General features: G+C 61.2%; 20 protein-coding genes. 5 read left to right on the top strand and 15 right to left on the bottom strand.

Annotation, left to right across the window (positions count from 1 at the left end):
- Positions 1-4 precede the first annotated feature (4 nt).
- From J2Y83_RS05705 to J2Y83_RS05695, 3 genes are all read left to right on the top strand, one after another.
- Entirely contained in the window at positions 5-349 is a 345-nt protein-coding gene (locus J2Y83_RS05705; protein ID WP_253393708.1) for a pilin assembly protein, read from the top strand.
- A 283-nt stretch (positions 350-632) separates the two neighbouring features.
- Positions 633-1,058 carry a DUF4398 domain-containing protein gene (locus tag J2Y83_RS05700; protein ID WP_247402785.1) on the top strand — a complete coding sequence of 142 codons (426 nt, stop codon included), beginning with the start codon at positions 633-635 and terminating at the stop codon, positions 1,056-1,058.
- 56 nt (positions 1,059-1,114) lie between these two features.
- The gene (locus tag J2Y83_RS05695; RefSeq protein ID WP_253393706.1) at positions 1,115-1,900 is read left to right on the top strand and encodes an OmpA family protein; all 786 of its coding nucleotides are present in this window, start codon (positions 1,115-1,117) and stop codon (positions 1,898-1,900) included.
- A 54-nt stretch (positions 1,901-1,954) separates the two neighbouring features.
- On the opposite strand, the gene J2Y83_RS05690 is transcribed toward J2Y83_RS05695, so the two are convergent.
- From J2Y83_RS05690 to J2Y83_RS05620, 15 genes are all read right to left on the bottom strand, one after another.
- Positions 1,955-2,284: a hypothetical protein gene (locus tag J2Y83_RS05690; RefSeq protein WP_253393704.1), complete on the bottom strand. Its 330-nt coding sequence runs from the start codon at positions 2,282-2,284 to the stop codon at positions 1,955-1,957.
- A 119-nt stretch (positions 2,285-2,403) separates the two neighbouring features.
- On the bottom strand, positions 2,404-2,730 hold the full coding sequence (locus tag J2Y83_RS05685; protein ID WP_247402792.1) for a hypothetical protein: 327 nt from the start codon (positions 2,728-2,730) through the stop codon (positions 2,404-2,406).
- On the bottom strand, positions 2,727-3,632 hold the full coding sequence (locus J2Y83_RS05680; RefSeq protein ID WP_253393702.1) for an alpha/beta hydrolase: 906 nt from the start codon (positions 3,630-3,632) through the stop codon (positions 2,727-2,729). The genes J2Y83_RS05685 and J2Y83_RS05680 overlap by 4 nt, the downstream gene beginning before the upstream one ends.
- Positions 3,633-3,740: 108 nt before the next feature.
- A complete protein-coding gene (locus tag J2Y83_RS05675) occupies positions 3,741-5,018 on the bottom strand; it encodes a flavohemoglobin expression-modulating QEGLA motif protein (protein ID WP_253393700.1) in 1,278 nt (425 codons plus the stop codon).
- Between the two features lie 21 nt (positions 5,019-5,039).
- Positions 5,040-5,588 carry a hypothetical protein gene (locus J2Y83_RS05670; RefSeq protein WP_253393698.1) on the bottom strand — a complete coding sequence of 183 codons (549 nt, stop codon included), beginning with the start codon at positions 5,586-5,588 and terminating at the stop codon, positions 5,040-5,042.
- Between the two features lie 15 nt (positions 5,589-5,603).
- Entirely contained in the window at positions 5,604-6,320 is a 717-nt protein-coding gene (locus J2Y83_RS05665; protein WP_253393696.1) for a TetR/AcrR family transcriptional regulator, read from the bottom strand.
- A 106-nt stretch (positions 6,321-6,426) separates the two neighbouring features.
- Positions 6,427-7,929 carry a lysine--tRNA ligase gene (lysS, locus tag J2Y83_RS05660; RefSeq protein WP_253393694.1) on the bottom strand — a complete coding sequence of 501 codons (1,503 nt, stop codon included), beginning with the start codon at positions 7,927-7,929 and terminating at the stop codon, positions 6,427-6,429.
- A 70-nt stretch (positions 7,930-7,999) separates the two neighbouring features.
- Positions 8,000-9,095, bottom strand: a protein-coding gene (gene prfB / locus J2Y83_RS05655) for a peptide chain release factor 2 (protein WP_247402803.1) whose coding sequence is annotated in 2 segments (ribosomal slippage) — positions 8,000-9,022 and positions 9,024-9,095 — 1,095 coding nt in all. Because the reading frame shifts where the segments join, the coding sequence is not laid out codon by codon here.
- A 227-nt stretch (positions 9,096-9,322) separates the two neighbouring features.
- A complete protein-coding gene (locus tag J2Y83_RS05650) occupies positions 9,323-10,324 on the bottom strand; it encodes a response regulator (protein WP_247402806.1) in 1,002 nt (333 codons plus the stop codon).
- A gap of 51 nt (positions 10,325-10,375) precedes the next feature.
- Positions 10,376-11,386 (bottom strand): chemotaxis response regulator protein-glutamate methylesterase, encoded by a 1,011-nt coding sequence (locus J2Y83_RS05645; protein WP_253393692.1) that lies wholly within the window; start codon positions 11,384-11,386, stop codon positions 10,376-10,378.
- Complete coding sequence (locus J2Y83_RS05640) at positions 11,383-13,689, bottom strand: hybrid sensor histidine kinase/response regulator (protein WP_253393690.1); 2,307 nt, start codon at positions 13,687-13,689, stop codon at positions 11,383-11,385. The genes J2Y83_RS05645 and J2Y83_RS05640 overlap by 4 nt, the downstream gene beginning before the upstream one ends.
- Positions 13,686-14,387, bottom strand: coding sequence for a chemotaxis protein CheW (locus J2Y83_RS05635; RefSeq protein WP_253393688.1), 702 nt, complete (start codon positions 14,385-14,387; stop codon positions 13,686-13,688). Before J2Y83_RS05635 ends, J2Y83_RS05640 begins: the two co-directional genes overlap by 4 nt.
- On the bottom strand, positions 14,380-15,639 hold the full coding sequence (locus tag J2Y83_RS05630; protein ID WP_253393686.1) for a CheR family methyltransferase: 1,260 nt from the start codon (positions 15,637-15,639) through the stop codon (positions 14,380-14,382). The genes J2Y83_RS05635 and J2Y83_RS05630 overlap by 8 nt, the downstream gene beginning before the upstream one ends.
- Positions 15,636-16,148, bottom strand: a complete 513-nt coding sequence (locus J2Y83_RS05625) for a chemotaxis protein CheW (RefSeq protein WP_247405126.1) — start codon at positions 16,146-16,148, stop codon at positions 15,636-15,638. Before J2Y83_RS05625 ends, J2Y83_RS05630 begins: the two co-directional genes overlap by 4 nt.
- Positions 16,148-17,770 carry a methyl-accepting chemotaxis protein gene (locus J2Y83_RS05620; protein ID WP_253393685.1) on the bottom strand — a complete coding sequence of 541 codons (1,623 nt, stop codon included), beginning with the start codon at positions 17,768-17,770 and terminating at the stop codon, positions 16,148-16,150. Before J2Y83_RS05620 ends, J2Y83_RS05625 begins: the two co-directional genes overlap by 1 nt.
- Positions 17,771-17,986: 216 nt before the next feature.
- On the opposite strand from J2Y83_RS05620, the gene J2Y83_RS05615 reads away from it, so the two are divergent.
- The gene (locus J2Y83_RS05615; RefSeq protein WP_253393684.1) at positions 17,987-19,426 is read left to right on the top strand and encodes a PAAR domain-containing protein; all 1,440 of its coding nucleotides are present in this window, start codon (positions 17,987-17,989) and stop codon (positions 19,424-19,426) included.
- The gene (locus J2Y83_RS05610) at positions 19,423-20,037 is read left to right on the top strand and encodes a hypothetical protein (RefSeq protein WP_253393683.1); all 615 of its coding nucleotides are present in this window, start codon (positions 19,423-19,425) and stop codon (positions 20,035-20,037) included. The genes J2Y83_RS05615 and J2Y83_RS05610 overlap by 4 nt, the downstream gene beginning before the upstream one ends.
- The last annotated feature ends 25 nt before the right edge of the window (positions 20,038-20,062 follow it).

The raw sequence follows: 20,062 nt of genomic DNA, 5'->3' as shown, positions 1-20,062 counted from the left end.
TGCCATGAAAATTCGAGAACTGGCCCAGCATTGGGAAGAAAACGCCAAGGGTCACCTGACCAAGACGGAGTACGCGATCCATCTGGACGTGGAATCCGCCGCGCGGCTGGCGGCCATTACGGAGATGTACCCCAAGCGCCACCCAGAAGAGTTGCTCGGCGAGTTGATCGGTGCCGCCCTTGAAGAGCTGGAAGCCAGCTTTCCGTATATCAAGGGCCAGCATGTGATTGCCACCGACGAAGAGGGCGATCCGCTGTATGAAGACGTTGGCCCCACGCCGCGTTTTCTGACGTTGTCGCGCCGCTATCTGCACGACATGTCGGCCAGTGCCGACGAACCGAAGCACTGACCAGCAGCCCTTAAACACTCTGCATCCCACATATTTCCGGGCCTCACAAGGGCCCGGAGTACCTCTGCGCGCGGCAAAAGTTCAAGCCAAAAAGCGCTGACCGTTCAGTCAGGTCTTTTTTTTGGCAAATCGCCATCTTCTCTGAACTTTTGAAAAAAGCCTCAGGTCACAGCCAGTAAGCCATCACTTGGAACGGCCGTTTGAATAGGCGTTTCGCGCTTTACCGCCGGGCCCGCAGCCGCTGACCAGTGAGATGGACTTTGATGTTTTGAGGCGTTATCCAATGGAGTTGAAAACGATGAAGACCAGCACTGCCAAATCTACGTTTAACCACCTGCGCGGGCTCAAACTGGCCGCGCTGGCAATCGGCACCAGCTTCGTCCTGGCGGGCTGCGCCGGCAACCCACCGACCGAGCAATACGCCGTGACCCAGTCTGCGGTCAACAGCGCCGTCAGCGCTGGCGGCACCGAGTTTGCCGCCGTGGAAATGAAGTCGGCCCAGGACAAGCTCAAGCAAGCCGAAATCGCCATGCACGACAAGAACTATGACGAAGCCCGTCGCCTGGCCGAGCAAGCCGAGTGGGACGCCCGCGTCGCTGAGCGTAAAGCCCAGGCCGCCAAGGCCGAACTGGCGGTGAAGGACTCGCAGAAAGCGGTTGACGAGCTGCGCAAGGAAGGCATGCGCCCGGCCGCTATCCAGCAGAAATAAGGCGCCGCCCCTTGGCTGCATCGCACCTGATATCGAATTGAAAGGACGACACGACTATGCGCAAACAATTGATGATCCCTGCCCTGCTGGCGATGAGCGTTGCTCTGGCGGCTTGCTCCACCCCGCCGAACGCGAACCTGGAAAATGCACGGACCAACTTCTCGGCCCTGCAGGCCAACCCGCAAGCCACCAAGATAGCGGCCCTGGAAACCAAGGACGCCAGCGAATGGCTGGACAAGGCGGACAAGGCTTACCGCGACAAGGAAGACCAGAAGAAAGTCGACCAGTTGGCTTACCTGACCAACCAGCGCGTTGAAGTGGCCAAAGACACCATCGCGCTGCGCGAATCCGAAGCCAAGTTGAAAAACGCCGGTGACGAGCGCGCCCGCGCCCTGCTCGATGCCCGTGATGCGCAGATCAAGCAACTGCAAGACAGCCTGAACGCCAAGCAGACTGAGCGCGGCACTCTGGTGACCTTTGGTGACGTGCTGTTTGCCACCAACAAGTCCGACCTGAAGTCCACCGGCCTGGTCAACATCACCAAGCTGGCGCAGTTCCTGCGCGATAATCCGGACCGTAAAGTGATCGTCGAAGGCTACACCGACAGCACCGGTTCCGATTCGTACAACCAGAGCCTGTCCGAGCGCCGTGCGGCCTCCGTACAGCGCGCACTGGCCCAGCAAGGCGTGGACATTTCGCGCATCGTGACCCAGGGCTATGGCAAGGAATACCCGGTTGCCGATAACGGCAGCGTGTCGGGCCGCGCCATGAACCGCCGCGTAGAAGTGACCATTTCCAACGACAACCAGCCAGTCAAGCCACGTTCGTCCGTCGCTTACTGATTGATTGACGCTGGAAACAAGAGCCCCACCTGAACGGTGGGGTTTTTTTGCCTATCAACCGCCGATCTTACGACCGTTATCACTCTCCGGCATCATCGCTTGCATGCCTTGGCGACCGCTCATCATCTTGTTCAGTTGCTCCATATCCGGCTGTCCGCCGGAACCGCCAGAGCCCTGAGAACCACCGCCACTACCACCACCTTGAGAACCGCCAGCCCCCTGAGAACCGCCGGCACCAGCACCTGCCAACATCTCCAGAAGCTTCTTGATCAGCTCAGGTTCCATCTTCCCCTGCTGCTGATCAACATCTTGCGAGCCGCCCTGATCAAGGCTGTTCTGCCCATTGACCATGCCCATCGCTCTATCGATTGCACTGATAGCCATTCCGCTCTCCCGGATTTTTTCGTAAGGATTGTTATCAGCAACGCTGACAAGCCAATCAGTGGCGTCTTACGCAAAACGGTTCCAGAAATTTCAAGCCGGACGGTGCTGCCCGCAACTGACTACTGCTGCAACTGCGGGGTTTCCTGGCCTACGCAACGCACGGCCTGTTTTTTGTTGTTCACCAGCACACCGCTGAGGCCTTTTTGCTCGGTATCGAACATCACCAGCACGCCATCGACGCATTGCGCCACTTGCGCCGCCGGGGTCAGGGAGATCTTGTAGTCCTCGCCGGGCACGGTCTTGAGCATGGTGAAGTCGCTGAGCAGCAACGCGTCGTCCGGTTTGGCGAAATGCAGGTAGCCATAAAACCACAGGCAACCGACGGTGCCGATGATGGTGCCGATGCCGGTGAGGATCAGCGGGATCATGTTGCGTTCTTCGCTCATTGCGGGCTCTCTGATGAGTCAACTTTAGGAATAGGGTAATTCGGAATTTCGCCCAGGCGGCGCAGGCCGTTGAAATGCAGCGGGTCATCCAGATAACGCAGCATCACAGTTTGCCAGGTCTTGTCGGCAAAGGTCTGCACATGGCCGCCGCGGGTCAGTTGCAACACCCTGGGTGCAGGCGCGGCCTGATACAAGCGGATGCCATTGGACAGCGGCACGATGGGGTCATCGAGGCTGTGGAACAGCAGTTTCGGCACCCCGGTCAACTGGGGCATGGCATTGATCGCACTGTCGGCGTCGGGCACCAGCCAAGACAAGGGCACTTGAAACGGCCATGTTAACCAGGAGGTGCTCAGGGCGAATTGTCCTACGTCACGATAACTGGCAGGCACGCCGTCCAGCACCAGGGCCTTGAGCCGGGTCTGCCGCTCCGGGTGGGCCGCCAGGTAATGCACGGCCAGCGCGCCGCCCAGGCTTTGGCCGAGGACGATCAACGGCTGGCCCTGGGTCTCAGGCGCCTGGTCGAGCCAACTGAAAGCCGCGTCGACGTCCTGATAGATCGCCGGTAACGAGGGCTTGCCTTGCGACAGCCCATAGCCGCGATAATCCAGCAACAGGACCTGATAGCCTTGCTCCGGCAACCACCAACTGCCGCCCAGGTGCCAGGCCAGGTTGCCACCGTTGCCGTGCAGGTGCAGCACCGTGCCCTTGAGCGGCACCCCGGGTTTGGCCGGCAACCACCAGGCATGCAGCTTGACGCCGTCGGCCGTGGTGAGCGTGACGTCGCGATATTCCAGGTGCGCCTTTTGCGGCGTGAACGGCAAGCCGGGCTCCGGGTAGAACAGCAGGGAACTGCAGCCGTTCAGTGTGAGTAGCAGGCAAAGAATGCCGAGGATTCTCATCCGTTGAAGCCTCGCTGATAGTCGAAATGTTCAGGCGTGTGCAGTTCCAACTGTGGGAGGGGGCTTGCCTCCTCCCTCCTTGTTGAACCGTTTGGGTCAGTTCAGCCTTTACAGGATGTTGGAGTAATCCGCCTCGATCCGATCCAGGCTCAAATGGTTGAGGAAGTTGGAGAAGCACATCCACGCCGCCAGTGCATTCATGTCGCGGAACTGCTCCGGAAGGTACTTGGGCGGCACCACCAGGCCTTCGTCGACCAACTGACGCAGGGTGCGCATGTCTTCCAGGGTGGTCTTGCCGCAGAACAGCAACGGCACTTGTTCCAGCTTGCCTTTGCGCACGGCCAACTGGATGTAGTTGTAGACCATGATAAAGCCCTTGAGGTAGGACAAATCCTTGGTAAACGGCAGACCATTCGGCACCGAGCCGCGAAACACCCGGCTGGCGTTGCCGTAGCTTTCGGCCATTTCAAAGCCTTGTTCACGGAAGAAGTCGAACACCTGCAGGAAGTCGGCGCCCTCTTCCACCATGTGGATGGCGCGGGTGCGGTTGGTCAGCTTGCGCAAGCGACTCGGGTAGGAGGCAAAGGTGATGATTTCCATCAGGATCGCCAGGCCTTCCTGGGTCACGGTCGACGAGGGCGGGCCCTTGGACAGGAAGGTGCAGATCGGCTGGTTCTGGCCGTTGAGGGTGGTGCCCACATGCACCAGGCCTTCATGCACTTCGAGGGCACGCACGTCGCGGTCGTTGAACATCGCATCGGCGCGGATCTTGATGTAGTCGGCACCCGCCGCCGCGTCGGCGACGATCCCGTCGGACTCGAACACGCGGATGGTTTCCTCGGCCTCGCCAAACACCTTGTTCAGGCGGGTTTGCAGCAGGCTGACCGCGTCCTTGGCGGTGAGGGTCTTGGCCTCGTCCTTCAGGTCGCCACGACCGTCGATATTGTTCAAGTAGTCGGACAGCATCAGGCCGAGGTCCGCCAGGGTCGGATCGCCAGCGTGGAAGGCATCGGAGGCGGCGCCGTACAGTTCCTGGGAAATCAGGCCGAAATCCTCGGTGCCGCGTGCTTCGAGCATGCGCACCACCATGCGGTACTCCCGGCACATGCGGCGCATGATCTGGCCCACGGGACTGAACTGGCCGAGGCGGCGGGTGATGTCGCGCTCGATGTTCTGAAACTCCAGCTTTACCGCGCTCGAATCGAACGACAGTGGCCGGTTCAGGTAGTAATCGCGGTCCACCGCGGGCATTGACTTGCCCTTGGCCTTGAGGAACCCCTGGCGAATGTTATCGTCCCATTTCACCGCGTCGAGGACGCGGATCGGTGTTTGCGCCAGCACAATGCGATCGGACAAGCTGCGTATCGTCTGCTGGTAATCGTCCACCCGGTACTTCCTCTTTAAACGTTATTTATCCGCACGCCGGTAGCGCACGGCTTCAACGAACACATCGGCATTGGCCGGGTCATCCAGGTAGGCAAACACCTGGTTCATGGGGCTGTCGACCAGTACGCCGGCACCTTCCACGGTGTCTACGGTGCTGCCGTGCAACGCCTGCTGCCCGATGGCCTGGTGGATTTGCTCAAGGTCGAGGTTATAGACCACCAATTCGTGCATTTCGTCGAGCTCGAACCCCGCCAGGACGTAATGCCCGCCGAATTTGCCCGGCAACGGCGCCGACAGATACCAGCGATTGCCATGGCGCGAGACGCTGAACACGTACTCATCACGCTGGCCGGGCTTGGCCTGAGGGTAGCTCACGGCTTTGTAGCGGTGTTCACCGGCGCGACTGATCTGCAGGTTGAGCGGCTCGCCCCAGGCATTCTTGCTCGTCCATTGGCCCAACAGCGCAGCAGGCGCCGCCTCACTGGCCGGCAGCGGCTCCTTGAAGGTCACCAGGCAACCGCTGAGTAAAAGGAACGACAAGGCGATGACCGCGACACGCCAGGCTTTCATTGGACACTCCCGGTGTCAGACCGAGGCCAACACCAAATGCATGTAACGCTTGAGGATCTCAAGCATTTCGTCAGCGCTCAGCGGCTCAGCGCCGTCCAGCAGGCCCTGATATTCCATCCGACCGATAATCGCCGTCAACACTTTGGCATCCTGTTGCGGCTCGCGCGAGCCCAATACCTGGAAAAACTGCCCGGTGCCCTGCAGCAGGATCTGCTGGTGGGAGCGCACCAACTCGGCCAGGCGCGGGTTGAGCAAGGCTTCCTGGCGAAAGGCCTGTTCGGCCATCAGGTACTCGCGACGATTGCTCAATTGGCGCTGCACGTAATCGGCGGTCAGCCGCGCAATGTCATCGGCCAGTTGCGAGCGTGACTCCGGGCTGCCATCGCCATACGCGACCATCTCGCGCAGCAAGCCTTCGTTACGCACCCACAGCTTGCCCATGAACGCGGCGCTGCGCTCGACGTATTGGGCGAAGGTATCGGTGAGCAGGTCATCGATGTCCTTGAAGTAATAGGTGGTCGCCGACAAGGGCACCCCAGCCTCCGCCGCCACTGCGCGGTGGCGCACGGCCCGCACGCCGTCACGCACCACGATGCGCATGGCGGCATCGAGAATGTCCTGCCGGCGTTGCTCGCTACCCCGGCGACTGGCCTTACGGCCCTGGTACTGGACGCTTTCAACCACGGCAGCGGCAATGCCGGCGGCGCCTTCTTGAGCGATTACGCGGTTCACGACACACATCCTTGAAAAGATCAAAACCTGGCGCTGTTTGCTTGACGCTTATTTACGCCACATAAAAAAGCCGCCTTATAAAAGGCGGCTTCGGATTTCGCTTCGCTTACGCTTGTGGCCGCATATGCGGGAACAAGATCACGTCGCGAATCGACGGCGAGTTGGTCAACAACATCACCAGGCGGTCGATGCCGATACCTTCACCCGCAGTCGGCGGCATGCCGTATTCCAGGGCGCGCACGAAGTCGGCGTCGTAGTGCATGGCTTCGTCGTCGCCAGCGTCTTTGTCGGCCACCTGGGCCATGAAGCGCTCAGCCTGGTCTTCCGCGTCGTTCAGCTCGGAGTAGGCGTTGGCGATTTCACGGCCGCCGATGAACAGTTCGAAACGGTCGGTGACGTTCGGGTTGTCATCGTTGCGACGGGCCAGCGGCGACACTTCGAACGGGTACTGGGTAATGAAGTGCGGCTGTTCCAGCTTGTGCTCCACCAGTTCTTCGAAAATCATCACCTGCAGCTTGCCCAGGCCTTCGAAGCCCAGCACCTTGGCGCCGGCTTTCTTGGCGATGGCACGGGCCTTGTCGATGTCGGTCAGGTCGTCGGCGGTCAGCTCAGGGTTGTACTTGAGGATCGAGTCGAATACCGACAGACGCACGAACGGCTCGCCGAAGTGGAACACCTTGTCGCCATACGGCACGTCGGTAGTCCCCAGAACAAGCTGCGCGAGTTCGCGGAACAGTTCTTCGGTCAGATCCATGTTGTCTTCATAGTCGGCGTAGGCCTGGTAGAACTCCAACATGGTGAACTCGGGGTTGTGCCGGGTCGAGACGCCTTCGTTACGGAAGTTGCGGTTGATCTCGAACACTTTTTCAAAGCCGCCGACCACCAGGCGCTTGAGGTACAACTCAGGCGCGATACGCAGGTACATGCCCATGTCCAGCGCGTTGTGGTGGGTTTCGAACGGCTTGGCTGCGGCACCACCGGGGATGGTCTGCAGCATCGGCGTTTCCACTTCCAGGAAGTCACGCTTCATCAGGAAGGCGCGGGTGTGGGCAATCACTTGCGAACGCACGCGGAAGGTGTGGCGCACGTCTTCGTTGACGATCAGGTCAACGTAGCGCTGGCGATAGCGCTGCTCGGTGTCGGACAGGCCGTGGTGCTTGTCCGGCAGCGGGCGCAGGGATTTGGTCAGCAGGCGCACGCGGGTCATTTCAACGTACAGGTCGCCTTTGCCGGAACGGGCCAGGGTGCCTTCGGCGGCGATGATGTCGCCCAGGTCCCAGGTTTTCACGGCGGCCAGGGTTTCTTCCGGCAGGGTCTTGCGGTTGACATAGACCTGGATGCGCCCGGACATGTCCTGGATCACCATGAACGAGCCACGGTTGAGCATGATGCGACCTGCCACCTTGACCGGGATCGCAGCCTCTGCCAGCTCTTCCTTGGTCTTGTCCGCGTACTGCTTCTGCAAGTCTTCGCAGTAGGCATCGCGGCGGAAGTCGTTGGGGAAGGCATTGCCCTTGGCGCGCTCGGCAGCAAGCTTTTCCTTGCGCAGGGCGATCAGGGAGTTTTCTTCCTGTTGCAGGGCTTGCGGGTCGAGTTGTTGGTCGCTCATGTCTTTAAATTTTCCATCACAGGTTCGTTGCCCCCGCCACTGACGGGGGACTTGAGGTCGGGCTGGCGGTTTACAGCCCCGATTTGAGGCTGGCTTCCAGGTATTCGTCGATATCGCCGTCGAGCACCTTGTCGCAGTCGCTGCGTTCGATGTTAGTGCGCAGATCCTTGATCCGCGACGCATCCAGAACATAAGAACGGATCTGGTGACCCCAGCCGATATCCGACTTGGTGTCTTCCAACGCCTGGGAAGCGGCGTTGCGTTTCTGCATTTCCTGCTCGTACAACCTGGCCCGCAGCATTTTCATGGCGGTGTCCTTGTTCGCGTGCTGGGAACGCTCGTTCTGGCAACAGACCACGGTGTTGGTCGGCACGTGGGTAATACGTACAGCCGAGTCGGTGGTGTTTACGTGCTGACCACCGGCACCGGAGGAGCGATAGGTGTCGATCCGCAGGTCGGACGGGTTGATCTCGATTTCGACCTTGTCGTCGATCTCTGGCGAGACAAACACCGCGCTGAACGAGGTGTGGCGACGGTTGCCGGAGTCGAACGGGCTCTTGCGCACCAGACGATGCACGCCGATCTCGGTACGCAGCCAACCGAAGGCGTATTCACCCTTGATGTGCACGGTCGCGCCTTTGATGCCGGCGACTTCACCGGCCGACAGTTCCATGATGGTTGCGTCGAAACCGCGTTTGTCGGCCCAGCGCAGGTACATGCGCAGCAGGATGTTGGCCCAGTCCTGTGCTTCGGTGCCGCCGGAACCGGCCTGGATGTCCAGGTAGGCGTTGTTCGGGTCCATTTCGTGGCTGAACATGCGGCGGAATTCAAGCTTGGCGAGGTTTTCCTCGAGACGGGCCAGCTCGGCGACGACATCGCCCACTGCACCTTCGTCGTTTTCTTCGACAGCCATGTCCAGCAGGTCGCGGCAATCGGCCAGACCGGTGTTCAACTCGTCCAGGGTGTCGACGATCTGCGCCAGCGCAGCGCGCTCGCGGCCCAGTTCCTGGGCGTATTCAGGGTTGTTCCAGACACTCGGATCTTCAAGCTCGCGATTGACTTCGGTCAGACGCTCATGCTTTTGATCGTAGTCAAAGATACCCCCGAATAGTTTCGGAGCGCTCGGACAGGTCCTTGATGGTGTTAAGGATCGGGTTGATTTCCATGGCGGGCAGCACTCGTTGGCGAACTTTTGAAAGCCGACGAGTATAACGACAAACGTGCGCAAACGGCAGTCCGCTTGGCGAAAAGGCAGGTTCAAGAACAGTGAATATCCACTGTGAGAGGGGGCTTGCCCCCGATGGCGGTGTGTCAGCCCTACCCCCCCGCCATCGGGGGGCAAGTCGAGTCGTCGCACCGCCCCTCCCACATTTGGATCTGCACTGGCCTCGGATTACTCGATACCGACTTGATTGCGCCCATTGTTCTTGGCCGTATACAACCCCTTGTCTGCCGCCATGATCAGTTGCCGGCAATCGGTGCCCTGCACCGGCGTCATGGTCGACAGGCCGATGCTGATGGTCAGGCTCGCGCCCTCCGCCGGGGCGATGTGCGGGATTTTCAGGGCTTCGACGGCCATGCGCAGTTTTTCGGCGACCAGGCGCGCGCCGCCCGGCGAGGTGTTTGGCAGTACCAGGGCGAATTCTTCGCCGCCGTAGCGCGCCGGCAGGTCCGAAGGGCGGCTGCTGGCTTCGCGGATGGCGGCGGCGACTTTGCGCAGGGCTTCATCGCCTTCGACGTGGCCGAAGCTGTCGTTGTAGGTCTTGAAGAAGTCCACGTCGATCATCAGCAGCGACAATTGGGCCTGGTCACGCATGGCCCGGCGCCATTCCAGCTCCAGGTATTCGTCGAAGTGACGGCGGTTGGACAGCCCGGTGAGGCCGTCGGAGTTCATCAGGCGTTGCAGCACCAGATTGGTATCCAACAGTTGCTGCTGGCTGACGCGCAGCGCACGATAGGCCGCATCACGCTGCAACAGGGTCATGTAGGAGCGTGAGTGATAGCGGATACGCGCCACCAGCTCGATGTTGTCCGGCAGCTTGACCAGATAGTCGTTGGCCCCCGCCGAGAACGCCGCGCTTTTGATCAGCGGGTCCTCCTTGGTGGAGAGCACGATGATCGGGATGTTCTGCGTGGCCGGGTGATTGCGGTATTCGCGCACCAGCGTCAGGCCATCCAGGCCGGGCATCACCAGGTCCTGCAGGATCACCGTCGGTTTAATGCGGATCGCCTGGGCGATGGCCTGGTGCGGGTCGGCGCAAAAGTGGAAGTCGATGTTTTCTTCATGGGCCAGGCCGCGCCGCACGGCTTCGCCGATCATGGCCTGGTCGTCCACCAGTAACACCATGGCGGCATTTTCGTCGGTCTTGATGCCGTCGATCTGTAAATCACTCATGTGCAGTCACCTGAATTACTACCTGCAAGCCAGCATTGCCGGGGGTATCGATCATTTTGTAAATACCTCCAGCAGCCGGGGCGCAATTCTGTCCAGTGGGCGAATTTCAACAGCAGCATCAATCGCCGCCGCCGCTTTGGGCATGCCATACACCGCCGAACTCTGCTGGTCTTGGGCGATGGTCAGATATCCTTGTTCCCGCATTAATTTAAGCCCCTGGGCTCCGTCGCGGCCCATGCCGGTCAGCAGTACGCCGACGGCATCACCATTCCAGTGGCTGGCCACACTTTCGAAAAATACATCGATGGACGGCCGGTAAATCTCGTTCACCGGCTCGGCCGTATAGGCTAGCGTGCCATTTTTCAACAGGCGGATGTGATGATTGGTACCGGCCAGCAGCACCACCCCGCTTTGTGGCGGCTCACCTTCGCGGGCCAGGCGCACCGGCAGGCCGGAAGCGCTGGTCAGCCACTCGGCCATGCCGGCGGCGAACACCTGGTCCACATGCTGCACCAGCACGATGGCGGCGGGAAAGTCCCGGGGCAAGCCCTTGAGCAGGATTTCCAGGGCCGCCGGGCCGCCGGCCGAAGAACCGATCGCCACCAGGCTCTGGCGTTTGCCGGTGTTGCGCGGCGGCGCGGTTTCGGCGCGCACACGGCTGCCGCGCTGGCCTATCAGCCAGCCAATATTGAGGATCTTGCGCAACAACGGTGCGGCGGCGTCCTTGGGATTACCGACGCCCAGGGCCGGCGTATCCACCACATCCAGAGCGCCGTGCCCCATGGCTTCGAACACTCGGCTGACATTGGCCTGGCGGTCGACGGTGACGATCACAATCGCGCACGGGGTCTGGGCCATGATCTGCCGAGTGGCTTCCACGCCATCCATCACCGGCATAATCAGGTCCATCAGGATCAGGTCCGGGGTCAATTCGGCGCAGCGCTGCACCGCTTCCAGGCCATTGCTGGCCACCCACACCACCTGGTGCGCGGGTTCAAAGCTCACCGCGCGGCGTAACGCCTCCACAGCCATGGGCATGTCATTGACGATCGCAATCCTCATGCCCGCGCGTCTCCGATCAGTTCCACCACGGCGTCGAGGAGGGCGTCATCGTGAAAACTGGCTTTGGCTAAATAGTAGTCGGCGCCAGCGTCGAGTCCACGGCGTCGGTCTTCTTCGCGATCCTTGTAGGACACCACCATCACCGGCAACGATTGCAGGCGAGTATCACGGCGCAAGAGTGTGACCAATTCGATCCCGTCCATACGAGGCATATCAATGTCAGTGATGAGCAGGTCGAAGTCTTCGGAGCGCAAGGCGTTCCAGCCGTCCATGCCATCGACCGCAACGGCCACTTCATAACCCCGATTAAGCAGCAATTTACGTTGCAACTCTCGCACCGTGAGCGAGTCATCCACCACCAGCACCCGTTTACGCGGGACTTCGGCGGCCTGTTGGCTGCGCCGGGCGATACGTTCCAGGCGACCGGTGTTGAGCAGTTTGTCCACCGAACGCAGCATATCCTCGACGTCGACGATCAACACCACCGAGCCATCGTCCAGCAACGCGCCGGCGGAAATATCCTGGACCTTGCCCAACCGATCATCCAGCGGCAGCACCACCAGCGTGCGCTCGCCGATAAAACGCTCCACGGCAATGCCATACACCGCATCGCGTTCGCGGATCACCACCACCTTCAACGTCTCTTCATTACCTTGCCCCGGCGGGCGCTGCAACAACTGGCTGGCGGCGACCAGGCCGACATGCCGGCCTTCATGCCAGAAATGCTGACGGCCTTCGAGCTGCACAATGTCCTCGGGCGCCAGGTCGCACATCCGCTCGATATGCGCCAGCGGGAAGGCATAGGCTTCTTCGCCGACTTCCACCACCAGGCTGCGCACCACCGACAGGGTCAACGGCACTTCCAAATGGAAGCGACTGCCCTGCCCCGCCGCTTGCTCCAGCACCACCGCGCCGCGCAATTGGCGGACCATATGCTGCACCGCATCCAGGCCGACGCCGCGCCCGGACACTTCGGTGACCTTGTCGCGCAGGCTGAAGCCCGGCAGGAACAGGAACGTCAGCAACTCCTCCTCGCTGAGGTGCAAAGCGGTTTCCTGGGTCGACAAGTGCCGATCAACGATCGTGCCACGCAGGCGTTCGAGGTCGACGCCGTTACCGTCATCGCTCAGCTCCAGCACCAGCAAACCCGCCTGGTGCGAGGCTCTCAGGCGGATCAAGCCTTCGGCCGGTTTGCCCGCCAGCAGGCGCTGTTCGGGCGCTTCGATGCCATGGTCGACGGCATTGCGCAATAAGTGGGTGAGCGGCGCTTCGAGTTTCTCCAGCACGTCGCGGTCGACCTGAGTCTTTTCGCCCTCGATCTCCAGGCGCACCTGCTTGCCCAGGCTACGGCCGAGGTCGCGCACCATGCGCGCCTGGCCGGCGAGCACATCGGCAAACGGGCGCATGCGGCAGGCCAGCGCGGTGTCGTAAAGCACCTGGGCGCGCTGACCTGCCTGCCAGGCGAACTCATCGAGCTCGACGGCTTTTTCCGCGAGCAGGGCCTGGGCTTCGCTGAGCAGGCGGCGGGCATCGGCCAAGGCCTCCTGGGCCTCCAGGCTCAAGCCGACGGTCTTGAGGTGACCATCGAGGTGGTCAAGCGCACGCACACCGTTGCCCTGGATACGTTTGAGGCGTTGCAGGCTGGACAGGTAAGGCTTGAGCCGCTGGGTTTCCACCAGGGATTTGCTCGACAGGTCCAGCAGGCTGTTCAAGCGCTCGGCGGTCACGCGCAGGACGCGCTCGCCACCTTCGGTCATGCGTTTGTTCTGGCGCGGCGGCTCGCTGCCGAGGGGCGGCGCAGGCTCGGGTTCGGCGGCGGGCAGCGCTTCGATCACCGGCGCAGGCGCAGCCGTAGGGGCAGTCGTAGGGGCAGGCGCGGGCGCGGGCTGCGGCGCAACCTTGGCGGTTGGCTGCGACGGGTCGAGCAGGCGCTCCATCAATGCCACATACGCGTCGACATCCGCCGGCCCCACGGTATTGCCCGGCGTGGCGATGCGCATCAGCAGGTCGGTGCCTTGCAGCAACGCGTCGATGTGCTCCGGTTGCAGATACAGGCGACCTTCCTGGGCGCTGACCAGGCAATCTTCCATGACATGCGACACGCTAACCCCGGCGTCCACCCCGACAATCCGCGCCGCGCCTTTGAGCGAGTGCGCAGCGCGCATGCAGGCTTCGAGCTGGTCAGCCTGGGTCGGGTTACGTTCCAGGGCCAGCAGGCCCGCGCTCAGTACCTGGGTCTGGGCATCGGCTTCCAGGCTGAACAACTCCAGCAGCGAGGCATCGCGCATCTGGTCGGGGGTCATGTGAGGCTCCGGGTCACGGCAGACAGCAACTGAGCCTCGTCCAGCCAACGCAGGCTGCGGCCCTTCCACTGCAACACACCCTGGGTGAAGCGGCCGCTGGCCTGGGTGCCGGAGGCTGACGCCGCCGTCAACGTCCGCTCGTCGATGGCATGGATACCGTCGACTTCATCCACCGGTACCACCACCGGGCCGTCCTGCGCGGCGATGATCAACATGCGCGGCATGATACGCCCGCCGGGGGTGCCGTGGCTGGTGGTGTCCAGGCCCAACAGCTCGACCAGCGACAGGCACGCCACCAGCGCGCCGCGCACGTTCGCCACGCCAAGCAATGCGCGGGAACGTTGGTGTGGCAGGGAATGAATCGGTTGCAGCGGCGCCACTTCCACCAGGCAGCGGGTGGCGATCCCGAGCCATTCTTCGCCGAGGCGGAATATCAGCAGGGAGCGGGTGACGATATCTTCGCCGGCTTCGGCAGCGGCGACCGGGCGCCGATCGTCGTGCTGCAACGCATAGCGATCCAGCAAGCGGGTGGCGGCGGCAGAGTACACCGAGCAGTTGCGGCAGTGGATATGGTCCGCCAGCAACGGGCAGGACTTGTCACCGTGAATACCGATACGGTTCCAGCAATCGTCGATGGCCTGGGCGTCGGCTATCGTCAGGTCCAGGCCTGCAGTGTCGAGCGCGTTGGGGCTACTCATGGTTTTTGCTCACTGTCAGCTCGCTACGCGCGGCTCGCGCCTGCAAACGGCGCGCCCCCGCAGTGTCGCCCTGGGCTTCGAGCAGCCCGGCCAGTTGCATCAGGGCCTGCGGGTGCTGCGGTTCCAGGTACAAGGCTTTTCGGTAAAACCCCTGGGCTTCCAGGGCGCTGCCGGCCACATCGCTGAGCAGCCCCAACCAGTAAAACACCTGGGCGGCCGGCGGATGTTGGCTTAAATAGCGTTCGCAGGCGGCGCGGGCTTCGGCGCTTTTGCCTTCGTTGGCCAGGATCGCGATCTGGTTGAGCAGGTCGCCAGCGTCCGACGCCGGCGCGCTGATCGGCACCACCTGGGCGCTGAACGTGCTGAACGGGCGCGGCTTGGGCGGGATCGGTGCGACGCTGTGCCGAGGCGGGGGCACGGGCATCGGCACAAAGACCGGCTCAGGCTTGACCGGCTCGGTGTGTCGGCTAAAGGCAAACGACTGCGGCACGCCGATCGAACGCATGCCATGCCGCCCCAACAGGCTGCCTTCGGCCGGGCCGATAAATAGCACGCCGTCCACGTGAGTCAGGTTCTTGAGCACGTCGAACACTTGTTTTTGTGTCGGCTGGTCGAAATAGATCAGCAGGTTGCGGCAAAACACAAAATCGTAGCTCGGCTCATTGGCGAGCAACCCTGGGTCGAGCAGGTTGCCGACTTGCAGGCGCACCTGTTCGCGCACGCGGTCGTCGATGCGATAGCCATCGGCCTGCTCGGTGAAGTGGCGGTCGCGAAACTCAAGGTCACCGCCGCGAAACGAGTTGCGGCCATACACGCCACGCAGGGCACGCTCCACCGACAACGGGCTGACGTCGATGCCCTGCACCTTGAACTGGTGCGGCGCCAGGCCGGCATCGAGCAAGGCCATGGCGATCGAATAGGGTTCTTCGCCGGTGGAACAGGGCAGGCTGAGAATGCGCAACGCGCGCAACTGGTTGATCTCGGCCAGACGCGCCTTGGCCAGACGGGCCAGGGTCGCAAAGGATTCGGGGTAACGGAAAAACCAGGTCTCGGGCACGATCACCGCTTCGATCAGCGCTTGCTGTTCGTCGTGGGAGCGTTGCAGATGGTGCCAGTACTCATCCGCCGTCTGGGCCTCTACGGCCTGACTGCGCTGGCGCACGGCGCGTTCGATGATGGCTTCGCCCACCGAGGCCACATCCAGGCCGATGCGTTCTTTCAAGAAGGCAAAGAAGCGCGGGTCGTCGCTCATAGGCTCGACTCGGCAGAAAACAGCAAGGCGCGCACTTCGTTGGTGAGCAGATCCGCGACGCCGATCCACTGCATCAAACCCAAGGCATCTTCACGCACCGGCCCCAGGTAGGGCGCCTGGGGATTGTCCAGACCGTATGGCTTGAATTGCGCCGGGTCGCAACGCAGGGTTTCGGTGGCCTGCTCCAGAATCAGCCCCAGCCAACGCGCCTCGAGCCAGGGCTCAGGTTTGTAGTTGACCAACACCAGCCGGGTACTGGTCCGCGCCTGGGCCGGCTTGCCGAAGGTCAAGGCACTGAGGTCGACAACCGGCACCATCGCGCCGCGATGGGCAAAGATACCCGCCACCCACAGCGGTGCATGGGCGAGGGGTTTGAGCGGCAGGCGCGGCAGTACCTCGGCCACTTCCGTGGCCTTGAGGGCATAACGTTCGTCGCCGATGTGGAACACCAGGAACAACGCCTTTTTCGCTGCCGGGACGGCGCCGTGTTTAGCCGCGAGGTCGCTCATCAGACTTTGAAGCGCGACACGCCGCCGCGCAGACCGACCGCAACCTGGCTCAGTTCATCAATGGCAAAGCTGGCCTGGCGCAAGGACTCGACCGTCTGGCTGCTGGCATCGCCCAATTGCACCAGCGCGTGGTTGATCTGCTCGGCACCGGTGGCCTGGGCCTGCATGCCTTCGTTGACCATCAACACCCGCGGCGCCAGAGCCTGGACCTGGTGGATGATCTGCGACAGTTGCTCGCCCACTTGCTGCACTTCGAACATGCCCCGGCGAACCTCTTCGGAGAACTTGTCCATGCCCATCACCCCGGCAGACACCGCCGACTGGATCTCGCGCACCATCTGCTCGATGTCGTAGGTGGCGACGGCGGTCTGGTCGGCCAGGCGGCGCACTTCGGTGGCCACCACGGCAAAGCCGCGGCCGTACTCACCGGCTTTCTCGGCCTCGATGGCGGCGTTGAGGGACAACAGGTTGGTCTGGTCGGCGACCTTGACGATGGTGACCACCACCTGGTTGATGTTGCCGGCCTTCTCGTTAAGGATCGCCAGCTTGGCGTTGACCAATTCGGCAGCGCCCATCACCGAGTGCATGGTTTCTTCCATGCGCGCCAAGCCTTGCTGGCCGGAACCGGCGGCGACCGAGGCCTGGTCGGCGGCGGTGGAGACTTCGGTCATGGTGCGGACCAAATCCTTGGAAGTGGCGGCAATCTCCCGCGAAGTAGCGCCGATCTCGGTGGTGGTTGCGGCGGTTTCCGTGGCCGTGGCCTGTTGTTGCTTAGAGGTGGCGGCAATCTCGGTGACCGAGGTCGTGACCTGCACAGACGAACGCTGGGCCTGGGACACCAGGGCCGTCAGTTCGGTCATCATGTCGTTGAAGCCGGTTTCGACAGCGCCGAATTCGTCCTTGCGCGCAAGGTTCAAGCGCTTGCTCAGGTCACCGGTACGCATGGTGTCGAGGATCTCGACGATGCGCTTCATCGGCGCAATGATTGTGCGCATCAGCAGCAGGCCGCACAGGCCGGCGGCGAAGATGGCGATGATCAGCGACACCGCCATGCTGATCTTGGCCGACAGGACCGACTCGTCGATGGCCGCCGTGGCGAGGTCAGACACGCTCTTGTTTTCGGTGATGATGTCATTGAGCTTCATGCGCCCTTCGATCCAGATCGGCGTCAATTGCTCTTCGAGCAAGACGTTCGCACCCGGCAGGTCATTGGCTTCAATGCGCGCCAGCACCTCGACGAGGGCCTTGTTGTAGTTGATATGCGCCGCCTTGAAGTTATCGAACTCCATGCGATCAGCCTGGCTGTTGACGGTTTTTTCGTAGTTGGCGATCTGCTGTTCAATACGCGCTTCGAAGGACTTGAAGTCGGTTTTATCTGCGCTGGTAAGGGTTTTATCTGCGCGCAGACCAATGATATCGATGGTCAGTAAATAGCTGTCGACCCAGGCGCTGCGGATCATCGAACTGAGGTAAACCCCCGGCACAGCATCGTCACGTACCGATTCCTGGCTGGCTTCGATCTTCAGCAACCGTGAGTAGGACACCACAACCATCAGCAGCATGATCGCGATAATGACCGCAAAGCTCGCCATAATCCGCTGGCGCAAGGTCCAATTCTTCACAGTGTTTCCTCGAAGGGCCATTCAAATGGGGGGGAGTATAGCTGAGCAGAAGCCGTCATTTATCAATGGGTTTCGATGTGGTGCCCACAGAATGCAAAAACATCCCTGAAGGTAATTACAGAACCAACCTACAAAAACCCGCGAAGCGTCCGACTACCGGGCTTTTCTCGCCGAGCCTAGCGTGCTGGTCCCTGCTAACAAAAGGACACGGCTGGCATGCGCCGTTATTTCATTACCCGAGGAGCCAAGACCACCGCTGGCGGGACCGTCGTCGGCGGTTTGACGGGCTTTTGCATCACCCAAGTGGATATCGCCCTTGAAGGTCATGAGGTGCTTTGCCCGGTATGCAAAACCACCGGAGTCATAGTCTGTGTTGGCCCGCGCCTGGAGCAGTGGGCACGAGGGCGACGGGTGGCGCTCTCGGACGATCTCTGCCGCTGTAAATGCGACCCGCCCCCGCGCCTGCTGGCCGACCAGTTCGAGCGGTTTCAGACCCTTACCGCCGAAGACTCCGCGGTACACCGCCGAAGCGCGACTGCATCGGAAGCACCAGCGCCCGCGAAAAACCCCGCCCCGAGCTCAACACCTTCCGCTTTCAGCGAAATACTCGAGTCAGCCTGCGAGCGCAATTGGCGCTTCTACCAGAAGCAGGCAGAAGACGTGATCGCCCCCGGCGGCAAGCTGATCGCCGACCCCAGGTTGCGCAACCGGCTCATCAACTCGGCGTATGCCCAGCTCTGGCGCCTCGATAACCGTTTTCAGTGGGCTGGCCTTGCGGCGTTTGCCTCCAAGCAAGTGGGGTGCGGTTTGCTGCACGCGGCAGAATCCATCGAGAAAATTCAGGCGGAATTTGAAGCGGCGGAGCAATTACGAAGAAGTGCCCGGAAAGGGGTTTGGGGGTTGTTCAGCGCCGAGGAACGTGAACGGCAGGCAAAGCTGCGGGAGTATGAGCGGCGCCTGCGGGACCATGAACAAGCCAGCCGCAATAACCCAATGCCTGATGTTGATTGGCGGCGCGAGGGTGAACCGTTATCGAGCGTGCAGCAGCTTTATCAACATGTGTACGAGATGATGGCGATGGGCAATACCACGCTGTTTTTGGATGTGTTTCCGTTGCATGCGTTTTATAAGGAGCGGGGGTTGGGGTTGCTTGAGACCTGCCTGTCCTCGCGCCAGAACATTTTTGAGGATGGGCTACAGCGGGTGTTGTGGCCGGTGGGGCAGGATAAGTTGAGGTTTGGGGGGGATTACCCGGAAATATTGCATGCATTCAAGGCTATTGACGATGGAGACATTGCTAAAAGTGTTGAGCATCTGGCTGACCACGAACAACGAAACATTCTTCAACCGACCATGTACGGTGATCCAAAACTAGTGGCTCTGCTACGTAGCAACCATCTTTCATACGTCACGGGTATACCGTCCGGGATCGCTCAAGCCATTGAACTGACACTGGCAAACCAATGCAGCACCGCTGATGACGGTCGGACCATTGATTTCAGTAACAACCCCTTCGCCAATCTAGCCGATATCGACCAGCGTATGGCATTCGTGCTCAAGGCTGCAGCGCGGTTTCACACACTACTAAATAGCACTGAGCGGTATCGAATCGAACTCGAGCTAGAAGACATCGCTGAAAGCCGGGGGGGCCGATGAATCGGATCGCGAAGATAGGTTGGCGACGTGGCGGAACGGGACTGGTCGTTGCAGCATCACTCATATGGGTAGCGATACGCCTGAGCGCGGAAGATCCGGAAATAGCACTGATGCTTGGCGAGCCCTGGGAAGACATGCGTCAGCGCTCCAGCGCAAGCATTGGGCCGGCGATTCCCGGACACCACTGGTTCAGAATGCCGAAATCCGATGCTCGACTTCGCTACACAGATCCAAAATACGGATTCGTAACCCCTTTGGCCCGCTTCTTCACGATAGGCTTCGATGATGAGCGAGTTGGCAGTATTCGTATGTCACCTCAAATCGAGCCACTATTGCTCGACGACACCCTCAAAGTCGTACTGGATTTGCAGGAGCAATGGCGCAAGGCGGGTTGGGCGCCCATCCGTGTCGCGTCCAACCCCCCATTCGCCGACACCCCGGAATGGCGTGCCCGGCTACGAAATGTGAACCGAGGCGGCACAGCCTATTGGCGAGCAAGTGACCAGTATCAAGTGATGCTGGTGGTTGGACGATTCAAGGACGATAGACGCCCCACAGAGGAGCGTTACCTCATGACGCTGCAACTGGCCACGCCATGGGGGCCTCCTTAACCGTACCCGATAGACCCGTCACTAC

The sequence above is a fragment of the Pseudomonas marginalis genome, from assembly GCF_024169655.1.
Classification (GTDB): Bacteria; Pseudomonadota; Gammaproteobacteria; order Pseudomonadales; family Pseudomonadaceae; genus Aquipseudomonas; species Aquipseudomonas paraveronii.
Note: the sequence above shows the minus strand (reverse complement) of the source record. Positions and strands in the feature narration are given on the sequence as shown.

Bases quoted from the DNA above. Each gene is read 5' to 3' on its own strand.
- J2Y83_RS05695 (WP_253393706.1), top strand. From the start codon at position 1,115: ATGCGCAAACAATTGATGATCCCTGCCCTGCTGGCGATGAGCGTTGCT.
- J2Y83_RS05640 (WP_253393690.1), bottom strand. From the start codon at position 13,689: ATGACCCCCGACCAGATGCGCGATGCCTCGCTGCTGGAGTTGTTCAGC.
- J2Y83_RS05685 (WP_247402792.1), bottom strand. From the start codon at position 2,730: ATGAGCGAAGAACGCAACATGATCCCGCTGATCCTCACCGGCATCGGC.
- J2Y83_RS05645 (WP_253393692.1), bottom strand. From the start codon at position 11,386: ATGAGGATTGCGATCGTCAATGACATGCCCATGGCTGTGGAGGCGTTA.
- J2Y83_RS05635 (WP_253393688.1), bottom strand. From the start codon at position 14,387: ATGAGTAGCCCCAACGCGCTCGACACTGCAGGCCTGGACCTGACGATA.
- J2Y83_RS05615 (WP_253393684.1), top strand. From the start codon at position 17,987: ATGCGCCGTTATTTCATTACCCGAGGAGCCAAGACCACCGCTGGCGGG.
- J2Y83_RS05650 (WP_247402806.1), bottom strand. From the start codon at position 10,324: ATGAGTGATTTACAGATCGACGGCATCAAGACCGACGAAAATGCCGCC.
- lysS (WP_253393694.1), bottom strand. From the start codon at position 7,929: ATGAGCGACCAACAACTCGACCCGCAAGCCCTGCAACAGGAAGAAAAC.
- J2Y83_RS05610 (WP_253393683.1), top strand. From the start codon at position 19,423: ATGAATCGGATCGCGAAGATAGGTTGGCGACGTGGCGGAACGGGACTG.
- J2Y83_RS05625 (WP_247405126.1), bottom strand. From the start codon at position 16,148: ATGAGCGACCTCGCGGCTAAACACGGCGCCGTCCCGGCAGCGAAAAAG.
- J2Y83_RS05700 (WP_247402785.1), top strand. From the start codon at position 633: ATGGAGTTGAAAACGATGAAGACCAGCACTGCCAAATCTACGTTTAAC.
- J2Y83_RS05705 (WP_253393708.1), top strand. From the start codon at position 5: ATGAAAATTCGAGAACTGGCCCAGCATTGGGAAGAAAACGCCAAGGGT.
- J2Y83_RS05690 (WP_253393704.1), bottom strand. From the start codon at position 2,284: ATGGCTATCAGTGCAATCGATAGAGCGATGGGCATGGTCAATGGGCAG.
- J2Y83_RS05670 (WP_253393698.1), bottom strand. From the start codon at position 5,588: ATGAAAGCCTGGCGTGTCGCGGTCATCGCCTTGTCGTTCCTTTTACTC.
- J2Y83_RS05630 (WP_253393686.1), bottom strand. From the start codon at position 15,639: ATGAGCGACGACCCGCGCTTCTTTGCCTTCTTGAAAGAACGCATCGGC.
- J2Y83_RS05680 (WP_253393702.1), bottom strand. From the start codon at position 3,632: ATGAGAATCCTCGGCATTCTTTGCCTGCTACTCACACTGAACGGCTGC.